At 69.9% G+C, this 15,185-nt stretch carries 8 protein-coding genes; 3 read left to right on the top strand and 5 right to left on the bottom strand.

Translation table 11 applies throughout. The features are described from left to right. Positions 1-21 precede the first annotated feature (21 nt). The 3 genes from ABZV40_RS39070 to ABZV40_RS39080 form a co-directional block, all read right to left on the bottom strand. Positions 22-933 (bottom strand): LytTR family DNA-binding domain-containing protein, encoded by a 912-nt coding sequence (locus ABZV40_RS39070; RefSeq protein ID WP_355453915.1) that lies wholly within the window; start codon positions 931-933, stop codon positions 22-24. A 336-nt stretch (positions 934-1,269) separates the two neighbouring features. Further along, a complete protein-coding gene (locus tag ABZV40_RS39075; RefSeq protein ID WP_355453918.1) occupies positions 1,270-1,557 on the bottom strand; it encodes a hypothetical protein in 288 nt (95 codons plus the stop codon). Positions 1,558-1,975: 418 nt separating this feature from the next. After that, on the bottom strand, positions 1,976-3,775 hold the full coding sequence (locus tag ABZV40_RS39080) for a hypothetical protein (protein ID WP_355453921.1): 1,800 nt from the start codon (positions 3,773-3,775) through the stop codon (positions 1,976-1,978). Positions 3,776-4,517: 742 nt separating this feature from the next. Here ABZV40_RS39080 and ABZV40_RS39085 point away from each other — a divergent pair. Both ABZV40_RS39085 and ABZV40_RS39090 read left to right on the top strand, forming a co-directional pair. Further along, positions 4,518-9,569: an NACHT domain-containing protein gene (locus ABZV40_RS39085; protein WP_355453924.1), complete on the top strand. Its 5,052-nt coding sequence runs from the start codon at positions 4,518-4,520 to the stop codon at positions 9,567-9,569. Between the two features lie 25 nt (positions 9,570-9,594). After that, positions 9,595-10,347 carry a maleylpyruvate isomerase family mycothiol-dependent enzyme gene (locus ABZV40_RS39090; protein WP_355453927.1) on the top strand — a complete coding sequence of 251 codons (753 nt, stop codon included), beginning with the start codon at positions 9,595-9,597 and terminating at the stop codon, positions 10,345-10,347. Between the two features lie 4 nt (positions 10,348-10,351). Here the strand turns inward: ABZV40_RS39090 and ABZV40_RS39095 are convergent, their stop codons facing one another. After that, positions 10,352-12,838: a DUF3516 domain-containing protein gene (locus ABZV40_RS39095; protein ID WP_355453930.1), complete on the bottom strand. Its 2,487-nt coding sequence runs from the start codon at positions 12,836-12,838 to the stop codon at positions 10,352-10,354. Between the two features lie 10 nt (positions 12,839-12,848). Further along, complete coding sequence (locus tag ABZV40_RS39100) at positions 12,849-14,198, bottom strand: glutamine synthetase family protein (RefSeq protein WP_355453933.1); 1,350 nt, start codon at positions 14,196-14,198, stop codon at positions 12,849-12,851. Positions 14,199-14,502: 304 nt separating this feature from the next. On the opposite strand from ABZV40_RS39100, the gene ABZV40_RS39105 reads away from it, so the two are divergent. Further along, positions 14,503-15,078 carry a MarR family transcriptional regulator gene (locus ABZV40_RS39105; protein ID WP_030474059.1) on the top strand — a complete coding sequence of 192 codons (576 nt, stop codon included), beginning with the start codon at positions 14,503-14,505 and terminating at the stop codon, positions 15,076-15,078. The last annotated feature ends 107 nt before the right edge of the window (positions 15,079-15,185 follow it).

Consider the following 15,185-nt stretch of genomic DNA (forward strand, 5'->3'; position numbering starts at 1 on the left):
CGTTCTGGGGTGGCGGTGTCGTCACGACCCGAGCCCGTTCCTCGGTTGCGCGACACCGGCGGTCGTCGTCTGACCGGACACCGGGGTCGGCCGGGCCCGCCGCACGAGCAGCTGCCGCAGGTGCCTCGCGTGCCGGCGGCTGACCGGCAGCACCGCGCCGCCGATCGTGACGCTGAGGTGGCCGTCCTCCAGCCGCAGCTCGTCGATGTGGCCGAGCGACACCAGGTGGCTGCGGTGGATGCGCACGAATCCCGCGCTGCGCCAGCGTTCTTCGAGACCGTTCAGCGCCGCGCGCACGAGACCGCTGCCGGTCGCGGTGTGCAGACGGGCGTAGTCGCCGTGCGCCTCCACGTACCGGATGTCGGCGAGGCGGATGAACCGCGTGACGCCACCGAGCTCGACGGGGATGACCTCGTCACCCATCTCCGGCGGCGTGGCGTTCGACGGCTGCGCGGGCGCGGGGGCGGTGGGTTCGGCGGGGGTCTTGGAGTCCCAGACCTCGTGCACGATGCGGTGCACGGACTCGGCGAGCCGTTCCTGGCGCACCGGCTTGAGCAGGTAGTCGAGGGCCTTGAGCTCGAACGCCTCCACCGCCGGCTGCTGGTGCGCCGTCACGAACACGACGGGCGGAGGCTGCGCGAACCGGGAGAGCACGCGGGCGAGGTCGAGACCGTCGAGGCCCGGCATGCGGATGTCGAGGAACACCGCGTCCAGCGGCTGCCCGGCGTCCATCGCGCGGTGCAGCACCCGAAGCGCCTTCGTGGCGTCGGTGACCGCTTCCACGTGGGCGATGCGGGGATCGGAGCGCAACAGGTACACGAGGTCTTCCAGCGCGGGTGCCTCGTCGTCGACGGCGAGCACCCGCAGGGAGCGCTCGAGGCTGCCACGTCGATCCGGCCCCTCGCAGAGGGGGCAGGGCAGACCTGAGGTCATTCGAGATCGAGTCCAAACTGTGTACGGCCGATCCTCACGTGGCGGCGATTAGACCACGCTCGGTCATCGCGCGCCTGGTGAGCCGAGGGCGTCGGATACGCGATCATGCACCCTCACGGAGGGTGACCCGCCGTGGGGGTCCGGTTGCCCGAAGCGCGCATGCCGCCACCCCCTCCGCCCCCCAGCGAACCCCGGTCGGGCGCATCATCCGCCAGGCGGAGGAGGTGCGGGAACCCTCCGATCGGGTGTGTCTCGGGAGGCAGACGGAAACCGCTACTACACAGCGTGCACGCGTCTGGTCAGGCTTGCGGCACGGTGCGGCCGGCCGGGGCCGGCTCAGGGATGGCGCACGGCCCGCGGCTGGGCCGCCAGGGCGTCACCGAGCGTGATCTCCAGTTCGATGAACGACTCCTCGGCGCGGCGGGCGGCGACGCTCACCGACGCGGCCGCGGCCGGTCCGATGAGCCTGCGGGTGGGCGCGCGCAACGCCTGGATCGCCTCGGACCACTGGTTCGAGAGCTTGGCGAGACCGCTCAGCGTGTCGACGAGGTCGTCGGTGTTGTCCGGCGGTGACGCGATGATCTCCGCCAGCCGGTCGCGCAAAGCGTCCAGTGCCGGGTCCACGATTCCTCCCGTCGGGGAGACAATTACCCCCACTGAGCAACACCATATCTCGACCGCAGTGGTCCAGCGCAATGATGTTGCCCCAGCGGGAGCACCCGGTCAATCGCGCCTCCATTCCGTCTCAACAGGCGCTGTCTCAACTGGTGCGCTCTTATGGCGAGAGACTGAAATGAACTGGTTTCGGCGTTTGGCCGGTGGCGGTCGGCGCGGTGTCGGTTCTACGTGCCTGGTAGGCCAGGTGGCGCTCCGGGTGTTGGTCCGAATCGGTGTGTCCTGGGTCGCATCAATCACGGCATTGCGTTCCCCGGTCGAGCTACTTCTCGTCGGATGTATTAACTCTTTTGCTGCAGTGCGGTGCCGCCGGTGTGGGTGTTCGTGTCCGAAGTTCAGTCGTTCGGGTTCATACAGGGTTTTCGAATCAGCGCGGGTGGCGCAGCAGCCGCACGCCGAGCAGCTCCAGTCGCGCCGTGCCGTCGGCGTCGGTCAGCAGAACGTCGCACTCGGCGTGCCCGTCGTGCACTCGTCCGGCGGACAACGCTGCCGTCGCGGTCCCGGAAAGGAGTCCCGTGCGGTGCACGCGGACCTCGCGCACGCTTTTCGCGACCGCCGTGCCGCCGAACTCCCCGCCCGCCCATTTCGCCGCGAGCCGCAGGCATTCGTCCGTCGCCGCCGGGTCGGTGCGGCCGTCGGGCAACGGCCAGCCGAGAGCCCGGGCGCCACGGACGGTGATGGACGGGTTCGCCTGAGGACGCGTCGGTGGGTGGGGCGCGGCGACGAAAGCCCAGCCGTGCGTGAGATTCGAGACGAGTGCGAGCCGCTTTCCGCGACCGCGCACGGTGATCGGACCGGTTCCGGTACCGGGATCGCGCAGCAGGGACACCTCGCGCAGGCCGGTCGCGCCGGACGCGGCGACGAACCACTCGATCAGCCACGAGAGCGGGCTGTGCGACTCGTCGGTGAGCGGGCTCGGGCGGACCTCGGCGCGGAAGTCGTGCCGCTCGGGCTCCGGGACGAGCTGGATCGCGCTCTGGGCGGTGAACGCGCTGACGAGTGCCTCGTCGTCCGCGATGACCGTCGACCAGCCGCGCGTGGCCGCGCGGCACGTCAGCGTCTCGTTGGTCATCGCGAGCGCGCGGTCGTCCGGTTGGCCCAGGACGACGCACACCTCGGCGACGGGACCTGTCGCGGCGAGAGCGGTTTCGAGGGCGGACCACGGAGTCGTGGTGGCGTTGTGGACGATTCCGGTGATCGGGCCCCACTCGGCGCGCACGGCGCCGAGGTGTTCCGGGCGCGTGACGCGCAGATCGTCGGTGTGGTTGAGGATCGCGCGTTTGACGGCGGCCCCGTCGCGAACGCTCAGCAGCACGATCTTCGGTTTGAGCTCGCGGGCGAGCGTGACGAGCCCGGGGAAGGCCGCGGTCGCGACGATCACGCCGTGACCGGTGCCGTCCGGGGCCGGCAGCTGCGCCCGCACGGTGATCAACTCGTGGCGGACGTCGTCGAGGTAACCCACGGCTTCGTCGGCGCCGCCGCGCAGCAGCTCTGCGGTGATGTGCTCGGCCGTGCGCGGGCCTCTCGGGACGTCGAGCGCGCGGATCGTGCTGCCGGGCCATTCGGTTCTGAGGCGGCGGGCCAGTCCGGCCAGGCCGGCCGCCTGTTCCCTGGTCGTGCCGCTCCGGCCGAAGTCGCCGCCGGTGTCCTGCACGGTGATGAAGAGCCGTCGCTCCTCGCGGGCGGCGTGCAGGGCTTCGGCGTGCACGCCGGTCACGTCGTCGCGCAGGCCGCCGAGGAAGATCACCCCCGTCGCGCCGTGCGGGACCTCGCCGACCACCGTCGCCGGCAACCCTTGTGCGGCAAGGATCGCACGGACCTCGTGTGCGGTGCCACGACCGTCGTCGGTGATCACGAGCGTGCCGTCCAGGTCCGCGGTGCGCAGTCCGGGTGCGGTGCGTTCCACCGCCGTTCGCACGTGCCGGGTCCGGTGCGGGCGGCCCTCGACCGCGGCGTGCAGCTCGCCGAGCGTGCGGAAGCCGAGGACGTCCGCGACGGCGATCTCCGGCAGGCCGGGCGTGCGGGCGCGCAGTGCGGCGAGCAATTCGACCCTCGCGAGTGAGCCGAGGCGCAGATCCGCGGTGAGGTCGAGTTCCGCCGTGAGAAGTGCGACCGGCCATCCTGTTCTTGCGGACACGAGTTCCAGCAGCACGGTACTCAACCCCATTCTCCGGCTTTGTGTCCAGAACGGTACCGCAACGGCAGTGTGCATTGCAGTCTCATTTGGTGACCATCTGGACAGGTTGTTTTCGCAGCTCAGTGGCGTGAGATGGGGTTTATGTCGAATGTTCACGTTCACTTCTGTCAAGGAAGTTGTCTTGTTGTGACAACGATTGCTCTCTTCGGGTACTGCGGGGTTCCGTTGCCGAGCCGAGCGTTGCTACCTTTCCGCCGCCGAAAGTTCCCGCGGTCAGATCGGGTATCAGGATGAAAACCAGCGCGTCGCTCGACCACGCCGCCGGCGCCGGCGAGGCCGCGTCCGCCATCGCCGGTGCGCTGCGAGACTGGGCTTCCGTCCCGGCGGCCGCGCGCTGCTGGTCTGCCCGCCCGGACCGGACTTCGTGCGCGCCCTCCTCGGCTGCCTCGCCGCGGGCGTCGTCCCGGGGCCGGTGTACCCGCCGAACCCCGTGCGCCTCGGTCCGGACCTGGTCGCTTTCCGGTCCATAGTGGACAATTGCGACCCGCGTGCCGTGCTCACCACCGGCGCCTACGACCGCGCCCGCGCCGTCGGCGCCGTGACGGGTCCCCGGCATCCGCCTGGACCCCGAGGCCGGTCAGCCCGAGTTCCGGCCCGAGCCCGCGCTGCGCGGTCTCAAGTCACTGCACCTGCGCGTCGACTGGTCCGGCACGGGTTCCGGGTACGGTAGCTGGAACCTTCGAGGCCGAACGAGCACGGCAGGGGGTCGGGCATGACCTCAGAGTTCGTGGGCGACGCCACCAACGTGGTGCAGGTTGGCGAGATTCACGGCGACATGCACGTCACCGTCGGGGCGGGCAGAGCCGCCCCGACGGAGGTCGGCTCGCTGATGCGGGCGCAGATCCTGATGGCCGAACAGCTGCCGTACCGGTTGCGCGGGGCGCGAACGCCGTCGCTGTCCACCGTCTACGTGCGGCAGGACCTCGGCAGCGGCGGCGACGAGCTCGCGTCCGACGAGGCACGGCCGCGGCCGATGGTCGACGGGCACGGTCAGCTCGTCGACGTGTCCACGACCCCGCGGGTGCGGACGTCCGTGCGCCCGCCGTCGCGGACCGTGCGCGAGGCGCTCGAGACCGACGACCACCTGGTCATCACCGGCGGGCCGGGGCAGGGCAAGTCCACGCTCACGTTGCGGCTGGCCGCGGACCTCGCGCTGAGCTGGTCTGGCGGAGGGGCCGCGCCGGTGACCGAACGCGTGGTGCCGTTGCGGCTGCCCGCTCGGGAGCTCGCCGCGCGCCTCGACGTGCCGTTCGCCGAGGCGCTGGCCGCGAGTGCGCGGGCCGAGTACAACGTGCGGCTGAAGTGCGCGATCGACCCGGCGCACTTCGAGGACCGCGTGTCCGGCTGTCGCTGGCTCCTGCTCGTCGACGGCCTCGACGAGGTCACCTCGCCCGCCGACCGCGAGGACCTCGTGCACGCGCTGGCCGGGTGGGCGGCGTCGGGCGAGGTCTACCGGATCGTGCTCACCACCCGCCCGGTCGAAGGCGGTGTGCTGGCGCCACTGCAACGCATCGGCGCTGTGCGCTACGAGCTGCAGCCGTTCGACGAGGCGGCGCTGCGGACGTTCGCGGCGAGCTGGTTCTCCGACGACGGCGACGCCGCCACGAGCTTCCTGCGCCAGATCCGCAAGGCCTACCTCGACGAACTGGTGCGGGTGCCCCTCCTCGCGACCATCGCGGCGATCATCTTCGAGCAGCGCCGCGAACACCCGTTGCCCGACAACCAGTTCGAGCTCTACGAGGCCTATCTGCGGTACCTGCGCACCGGTCACCCGCACCGCCCGAGCCCGCTCGACGCCCACCGCGACGCCCTGCTCGAACACCTCGGCCTGGTCCGCGTGGACGCCGACACGTCCCTGCTGAACGCCGCACGCCAGTGGGCCACCGAACACGTGCCGGGCGAATGGGAGGACGACCTCGTCCGCTTCCTGACCGCGGTCGGCCCGTTCACGCTGCGCGCCGACGACGTGCAGTTCCTGCACCACAGCTTCGCCGACCACCTCGCCGCCACCGCCAAAGCCCGCCGCCTGCCCGACCGCTTCACCGCGGACCACCTGGACTTCGCCCACCTCCTGCACGCCGCCCGCCCACGCGAACACGGCCGTCACGCCCGCCGCGTCCTGCTGCACTACGGCCGCCTGCACCCCGACCAGGCCGACGAGCTCCTCCGCACCCTGAACGCGGGCGACTCCGAACAACACCTCCTGGCCGCCCGTCTGCTCGCCGGCCACCTGCCCGCCCGCCCCGACGTCATCGACACCTTCCTCGCCACCGTGCGCGGCTGGGCGATGACCACCCACTACAACGCCTACGACATCCTGGCCGGGGCGAGCCGCGCCACCCACCACCCCGGCCTCGCCGACTGGCTGGCCGGCCTGATGGACGACTCCCGCGCACCCTGGATCAGCCGGGTCGAGGCCGCTGCGGCTCTGGCCACCCGTCTGCGAGGCGCTCACGAGCAAGCTGCCCTTGACCTTCTGCACTCCGTCGTGAGTGACGTGAGCGGCCAGGTCGAACACCGGCTCGTCGCCGCCGAAGCGTTGTCGGAGTGCGGCAAGGCCCACCAGGCGGTGGCCGAGCAGGCCCTGTGCGCGATTCTCGCCGACCCGCTCGCGACGCCTCGCGAACACCACGACGCCGCCCTGGTGCTGTCGACGTTCGGTGGCGCTGCCCGTGCGCACGCCACCTCCGCGCTCCTGGCCGCACTGGACGATCCCGAGGCCCCGCCGCAGCGGTTGGTCGAGGCGGCACGAGGCCTCATCGAGATCGCGGTGGAGCACGCGGACCGCTGTGCCGAGGTCCTCGTCGGTGTGTTGCGAACCAGTTCGACGTTGTTCGTGCCGGCTGCCGAGGCGCTCGGCGCCCTGGGATCCCGCCATGTCGCGATGGGGGTGGAGGCGCTCATCAGCCGTGCACGCGATGTGTGGTTGGAGCCATGGGAGCGAGCCGACGCGGCGGGCGCGCTGGCAAGCCTCGGGCCGACCCACCGGGCTCTGGCGGCGAAGCACCTCCTCGACCTGGTGGAAGCACCGGGAGAGCCGTCTCACTACCTTTGGCGGTACGGCTTGATGCTCAAGCAATGCGGGTGGGAACACCGAGAGCGGGCGGCGGCGCTCATGCGCCGCGTGATCGGTCTGGTCGCGGCCGACGTGAACGCGGTCTTCTGGGCGGCCAAGGAACTGGGCGAGATCAGTCCGGACTACCGAGCGGAAGCGTTCGGCCACCTGATGCGGCTCGGCGAGGCGACAGCTCACCATTACGCGATGTACTGGGAGCATGAGGGTGCACTCGGTGTGGTGGCCTCCAGCGACCAGTCACTCCGCCCGCGAGCGGTGGCTGGGCTGCGGGCGAGCCTCACCGACGAGCGGATCGAGCTGGATCGGCGAAACCAGGCCGCCAACCTGCTCATCGATCTCGGCCCCGAGTTCCACGAGGAGGTCGCCGGTCATCTCCGCGCGCTGGCCCGGCAACGGTTCAGCCCCGAGGTGAAGGTGTCGGCGTGGCGAAACCTCGCCAGGCTCGACACCGGGTTTCGCGCGGAGGCGGCCGCGGCCCTGATCCGGATGGTCGCCACCGCCGATGAGGACGACCGAACACCACCGTTCGGGGCGATGTTCGTGAAAGCCGACTTCGACGACTTCCAGGCCACGGCGGACGTGTTGCTCAGGGTCCTCGAGGACGACACCAGGGACGAGCAGTGGCGCAGGTTCGTCGCGCGCAGTCTCATCGTGTTCGGACAACCTTTTCACCGCACTGTGATGCGCGGAGTGATCGATCTGATCCGGTCGGAAGCACTCCCCGCGAAGTACCTGGACGATTGGCTGGGAGCGTTCGCGGATGTCGCGGAGGTGTTGCGGGCGGAGATCGCGCGGGTTCTGTCTGAACGCGCGCTGTCCGGCGACAGCACTTCCGCCGTGGTGGTGGAGACCGCGGCGGCGATGCAGAGGATGCCCTGCGGGAGCACAGCCGAGCTTCTCACAGCTGTCCGATCCATCCTGTTCGATGACGACGCTGAACCAGAGCACCGCATCAGATCCGCCGTTCTGGTCGCGGCGATGCGGCCGGAGCTCGCGGATGCTGCGGCGGACGTGGTGCTCCGCGATCACCGTGCCCGGCGGTATCACTGGGATCAAGACCTGTGCGTGTTGACGATGCTTGGCGTCGATCTGGTGCCACGGCTGCGCGCGATCACCGCTGACGTGGACGTTCCTGTGGCGTATCGGATGCGAGCCCTCAGCGCCTTGGTCACGTTGGGTCGGTGTGAGGCGACGGACCTCCTCCATCGACACGCGGACGACGAGTACCTGGAACGCGAGCTCCGCGCGGACGCGCTGGAGACACTGGCGAAGCACCGCGACGACCAGCTGCCGCTGGTGATCGAGTATCACCGGCGCGTCAGGACCGATGCGACAGAGGCGATCGTCACCAGGTGCGGTTCGGCGTACCGCGCGCAAGTGCTCGACATGGCGGCGATGTCCGTTGCTGTGGATCAGCTGCGTCAAGTCACGTCCAACCCTGATCTGACGGTGTCCGAACGGGTGTCGGCGATTCCCCGACTGCACCGCATGACCTACCACGTGAGCATCGCCACCGACTTCCTGGCGGGCGCTCTCGCTCAGGATCCGGCGTGCGGAGCCGCTGAGCGGAAGGTCGCGGTCGGTTGTATGGAAAGGAAACACCGGTTGGCGGAGCAGCGGAGGATGCTCGCCGACAGGTCGATCGCGCTGGAGCACCGGGTACCGGACTTGGACCGATGGGGATACCGACCCCTGCGGCGTGAGACCGAGGCTGCGGTCCGCGACGTGCTCGCCGCTCCGGAAAGCACTCACGCCGAACGGGTCGCCGCGGCAGCAACGCTGGCCCACCTGTCGTCGCGGTTCGTCGCCGAGGCCACCGCGACGCTGGGTGACCTGGGTGTGCGTGGTCAGGAGGAACTGGCCAAGCTCGGTCCGCGCTGGAGCAGCCGGGTGCGTGCCGGCGCACGAGCCACCATCGCGGACAACACGAGGCCGTGGCGGGAGAGGTGGCGGGCGTTCCGTCTGGTGTGGACGGTCGAGGACGGGATCGAGCCGCGGTCCGACGAGCAGCGGATGGAGCTGGCGCAGGCGCGGGGCGAGATCGGTGTGGTGCGCGCGATGCTGAGCAACCGGCGACCGGCGACGCGGTGGCGGGCGGCGAAGCTGTTGCGCGAGTACGACATCGCTGATCGGGCCGCCGGTGCGGACGTGCTGGAGGCGATCGGTGGTGATTCCGCGATGAGCCCGGCGTTGAGGTGGCGGGCCGGTGAGACGTTGACCGAGTTCGGGGCCAAGGGACGGGAACGCGGGGTCGGGGTGCTCCGGAACCTCATGGCAGACGAGAGTCTTCCGGTGATGGCGCGGGTGGAGGCCGCGAGCGTGGTCGGGAAGATCAGGCCGGACCTGCGCGCGGAGGTCATGCGGTTTCTGCGGGCCGCGAAGGTCGATAAGCCGTTGCAGCGCATAAGGCTGCATCAGACGATTGGTGTGTTCGAGCCCGAAGAGGGCGCACGGGCGTTGCAGGCCATGACGAACGACGAGCAGCCGGTCGTGCGGATCAGGGCCGCCGAGGCGATGGTCGCGTTGCGGCGGGACTACCGGGAACGGGCGGCGGTCACGGCGCTGGGCGTGATGCGCGACACCAAGGCACCGGGGCACGTGCGGCGGCGGGCGGCCGGTGATCTCGCGCGGTGGAGCGACCTCTGCCTCGAAGAGGCACGAGCCTTCGCCAAATTGAGGTGTGCGTAGCGGAACGGGGTGGTAGACACCCGCCGTGCACAACACTCTCGGGTTCTCCGATCTGCTGCGGCTGATCGACGAACGCTCCACCGCCTTCCGGTCCGCCGTCTCCTCCGCTCCCAGTCTCGACGTGCAGGTGCCGACCTGCCCGGAGTGGACGCTCCACGACCTGGTCAACCACATCGGCGGGGGACGGCGTGCCTGGGCCGCCACCATCGCCGCGGGACCCGAGGCCACGGCCAAGGCGGTGTACGACGGCCCCGCCGCACCGGAGGACCGCGAGGCGCTGGACGCCTGGCTCGCCGAGTCGGCGCGACAGCTGCTGGACGCGCTGAAGGAGGCGGGACCGGACCGCCGGAGCTGGGTGGGCTGGGGCGACTCGCAGTCGCCGGCCACCTGTGCCGCCGTCGCCCGGCGCCAGGTGCAGGAGCTCGCGATCCACACCTACGACGCCCAGGTCACCGTCGGCGACCCGCGGCCGCTGCCGGACGAGGTGGCGCTCGACGGTGTGGACGAGTTCCTCCACACCTGCGTGTCCACGACGAGCGCGTGGCCGCACGAGCCGGCCACGCTGCACTACCACGTCACCGAGGGCCGCTCCTGGAGCGTCCGGTTCGACGCGGACGGCGCCCGGATCGGGCCCGCCGACGGCACCGCCGACGTGTCCGGCACCGGTCCGGCCGGCGACCTGCTTCTCTGGTTCTACGGCCGCATCAAGCCGGACACGGTGAAGCTCGAAGGCGACGTGCGGGTGATCGACCAGCTCATCGAGTGGGAACCGGAGTAGAGCGTCAGAGGCGGCCGACGTCGGTGACGACCACGACCGCCTCGCCCAGCTCGTCCGACGCCGCCAGGTCGACCTCGGCGTTGAAGCCCCAGTCCTTGTCGCCCGCCGGGTCCTCGAAGATCTGGCGGCACACCCAGCGCTCGCGCTCGACGTTGATGATCAGGAACGCCGGGCCGCGCGCGTTGGGGCCCGTGCCGATGTCCGAGTGCTCCTCGAAGTACGGCTCCAGGGCGTCCATCCACTCCTTGGCCGTCCAGCCCGACTCGTGGTCGAGCTCGCCCAGCGAGTACCAGTCGCGTTTCGCGGCCAGCTCGACGCGGCGGAACAGCGCGTTGCGGACCAGCACGCGGAACGCGCGGACGTTGCTCGTGACCGCGGGCGGCAGGTCTGCGCGCACCTCCTCGACCGGTGCGTCCGGGTTCGTGAGCTTCTCCCACTCGTCGATCAGCGACGAGTCGACCTGGCGCACCAGCTCGCCCAGCCACGAGATCAGGTCCTGCAGCTCCTCGGTCTTCGCCTCCTCCGGCACCGTCTGCGACAGCGCCTTGTAGGCGTCGGCGAGGTACCGCAGAACGAGGCCCTCGGAGCGTGCGAGACCGTAGAACGACACGTACTCGGTGAACGTCATCGCGCGCTCGTACATGTCGCGCACGACGGCCTTGGGGGACAACGAGTAGTCGCCGACCCACGGGTGGCCGCGCCGGTAGGTCAGGAACGCCGCGTCCAGCAGCTCGGCGAGCGGCTTCGGGTACGTGACCTCCTCCAGCAGCTCCATCCGCTGGTCGTACTCGATGCCGTCGGCCTTCATCGCGCCGATCGCCTCGCCGCGCGCCTTGTGCTCCTGCGCGCCCAGGATCTGCCGCGGGTCGTCCAAAGTGGACTCGATCACGGACAGCACGTCGAGCGCGTAGCCCGGCGCCTCGCGGTCGAGCAGCTCGATCGCGGCCAGCGCGAACGGCGACAGCGGCTGGTTCAGCGCGAAGTTGAACTGCAGGTCGACGGTGAGCCGGAAGTCGTCGCCGACGCGCTCGACCACGCCCGCCGCGACCAGCGCCCTGTACATCGCCAGCGCGCGCTTGATGTGCTTGAGCTGCTTCGGGCGGTCCTCGTGGTTGTCCTCCAGCAGGTGCCGCATGGCCGCGAACGCACCGCCGCCGGGACGGCCGATCACGTTCAGCAGCATCGCGTGCGAGACCTGGAACGACGACGTCAGCGGCTCCGGTTCGGCGCCGACGAGCCGTTCGAACGTCGTCTCGCTCCACGACACGAACCCGTCGGGGGCCTTCTTGCGGACGACCTTGCGGCGCTTCTTCGGGTCGTCACCCGCCTTCGCCAGCGCCTTGAGGTTCTCCACCTCGTGCTCGGGCGCCTGCACGACGACCGTGCCGACGGTGTCGTAGCCCGCGCGGCCCGCCCGTCCGGCGATCTGGTGGAACTCGCGGGCCTTCAGGATCCGGGTGCGCGTGCCGTCGTACTTCGACAGCGCCGTGAACACGACCGTGCGGATCGGCACGTTGATGCCGACGCCGAGGGTGTCCGTGCCGCAGATGACCTTCAGCAGACCGGCCTGCGCGAGCTGTTCGACCAGACGGCGGTACTTGGGCAGCATGCCCGCGTGGTGCACGCCGATGCCGTGCCTCACCAGCCGCGACAGCGTCTTGCCGAACCCGGCGGAGAACCGGAAGTTGCCGATCGCCGACGCGATCTCTTCCTTCTCCTGCTTCGAGCAGACGTTGATGCTCATCAGCGACTGCGCGCGCTCCAAAGCGGCGGCCTGGGTGAAGTGCACGACGTAGATCGGCGCCTCACGGCCGTGCAGCAGGTCCTCGATCGTCTCGTGCAACGGCGTGGAGACGTACTGGAAGTTGAGCGGCACCGGGCGCTGCGCCGAGCGGACCACCGCGGTCGGGCGGCCGGTGCGCCGGGTCAGGTCCTTCTCGAAGAACGTGACGTCGCCGAGCGTCGCCGACATCAGCAGGAACTGGGCCTGCGGCAGCTCGATCAGCGGCACCTGCCACGCCCAGCCGCGGTCGGGCTCGCTGTAGAAGTGGAACTCGTCCATCACGACCTGGCCGACGTCGGCCTGCGCGCCGTCGCGCAACGCGATGTTCGCGAGGATCTCCGCGGTGCAGCAGATGATGGGCGCCTGGTCGTTGACGCTGGCGTCGCCGGTCATCATGCCGACGTTCTCCGGCCCGAACACCTCGCACAGCGCGAAGAACTTCTCCGAGACCAGCGCCTTGATCGGCGCGGTGTAGAAGCTGCGCTGGTTGCCCGCCATGGCGACGAGGTGGGCACCGATGGCCACCAGCGACTTGCCCGACCCGGTCGGCGTGCTGAGGATGACGTTCGCGCCGGAGACGAGCTCGATGACCGCCTCCTCCTGCGCCGGGTACAGCGCGAGGCCGCGTTCGGCCGCCCAGTGGGAGAAGGTGTCGAACAGTTCGTCTTCGTCGGCGATCGTGGTGAGCCGGTCGGTGAGTGCAGTCATCGCAGGTGAACTATAGGTGGTACGCGTACTCGGTGAACTCCCAGTCGGTCACGAACCGCTGGAAGCGGGCCACCTCCTCCCACTTGAAGTCCACATAGGACCGCACGAAGTCCTTGCCCAGCACCTCGACCATCGCCGTGTCCTCCTCCAGGTAGGCCAGGGCGTCGGGCAGCGTGGCGGGCAGCGTCGGGGCCTTCGACGGGTCGTAGCCGTACCCCGCGGACGGCCGCGGCGGCTCGATCCGGTCGCGAATGCCCAGGTAGGTCGCCGTGATGAGACCGGCGATGCCGAGGTAGGGGTTGGCGCTCGCGTCACCGAGCCGCAGCTCCAGCCGGGTGGTCTCGCCGCGCTCGGCCGGGACGCGCAGCATCGCGCTGCGGTTGTCGAGGCCCCAGTCGATCAGCCACGGGGCGAGCGAGTCCGGTCCGAACCGCTTGTAGGAGTTGACCGTCGGGTTGAGCAGCGCGGCGAGGGCGGGGGCGTGCTTGAGGATGCCGCCGATGGCCCAGCGGGCTTCGTCCGAGAGGCCGTGCGAGGTGCCCGCGGCCTGGAACGCGTTGCGGCCGTCCTTCTCGTGGCACGACAGGTGCAGGTGGAACCCGGAGCCGCCGCCGTCGTTGAACGGTTTGGCCATGAACGTGGCGAGCCGGCCTTCCCGGCGGGCGAGTTCCTTCACCGAGGTCTTGAACCGGAACGCGCGATCGGCCGCGTCCATGGCGGGCGAATGGACGAGGTTGATTTCGAACTGACCGCCCGCGTACTCGTGGTTGCCGCCGGTGGTCTGCAGACCCGCCGAGCTGAGCGTGCGAAGAGTTCTCAACAGATGACCGTCCGAATCGCCTCGGCGTCCGGTCGCATACACGTTGCCCGGCTCGTCGCAGTAGGGGCGCCACCCGTTCGGGCGATCTTCGTCGGGTTCGCAGAGAAAATATTCCAACTCGGGACCGATCACCGGGGTCAGTCCGGTGGCCTCGAATATTTCCAGGGCCCTGCGCAGCACCTGGCGCGGTGATTCGTCGACGGGTCTCTCGTCGGCGGGGCTCACGGCGTCGCCGATGCACCACGCCACGCCCGGCTCCCACGGGATCGGGAGCAGCGTGTCCAGGTCGGGCACCACGATCACGTCCGGCAGCCCGGCGTCGAGCACGCCCCCGTTCTCGGTGGTCTTGCCGCCGGGAGTGGTGCTGTAGACGGCCCGGCAGAACGACAGTCCGCGCTGCGTAACCGCAGGTAGATGCTCCACGAGGACGTCACGGCCCCGGTCGGTGCCGAGCAGGTCCGGAAAGACCACGCGCACCACGTCGATCCCGTCCTCGCCGAGTCTCGCCGCGAGTTCCCGTGTCACCTGTTCACCGACCACGTCGAACTACCTTTCCGGCACAGTGTGTCGCTGGCGCGGAGGGGATAACGTTGAGGCGCAAACGCTATCGACCCGTCCGTGGAGCAAAGACCACCATTGGTCTCAGTCGGAGTGCTCCACACTCATCGTCCACCACGGGGCAACAGTCCGTAACTGGACGGGTGACGACCGTCACGAGATCATGCACGATGTGGGATCGTGATCAAAGTGGTTGCGGACGGAGTCGCACCACATCACAGACATAGTTCGGAACCGCAAGTATTGTGCCGGGAACACCCTGAGCTCGAGCACGGGAGACTTTGAGTTGTCTGGTCACCACACGATTGCCGAGACCGAGAAAGCCGTCCAGGCGAAGCTCGGTGCGGTGCCGCTGCATCGCGAGCAGATGGCGGCGGTGTCGAACATCCACCGCGCCGCGACCGCGATCCGTCAGCACCTCGAGAACTCGGTGCTGCGCACCAGTGATCTGACCTGGACCGGCTTCGTCGTGCTCTGGGTCGTGTGGATCTGGGGCGAGATGGAGACGCGCTACGTGGCGGAGGAGGCGGGCATCTCCAAGGGCACCCTGACCGGCGTCGCCAAGACGCTGCAGTCACGGGGCCTGCTGGAGCGGCTCGGCCACCCCACGGACGGGCGCCTCGCGGTCCTGCGTCTCACCCCTGAGGGTGAAGAGCTGATGGCGGACCTCTTCCCGAAGTTCAACGAGGAAGAGGTCTTCGTCTCCGACCCGCTGGAGTCCTCCGAGGCCCAGTCGCTGGCCGAGATGCTGCGCCGCATGGTGACGCACCTCGAGGCCAACGGCGAGCAGCGGCGGCTCGACCTGCGCGGGGACACGCCGCTGCCGCCGCGCCGGTCCGGCCGGCGGGCCAAGCACGGCTGACAGGCGCGCCTGAACGGGCGACTCACCGGGGGTGAGTCGCCCTTTAGGCGTTCCCGACCGCTCCCTGCTTTCGCCGCACGCGGGGCCCTCTCGTGTGCTCCTGGTAC

The organism is Lentzea sp. NPDC004782 (assembly GCF_040609115.1).
In the GTDB taxonomy this organism is placed as follows: Bacteria; Actinomycetota; Actinomycetes; order Mycobacteriales; family Pseudonocardiaceae; genus Lentzea.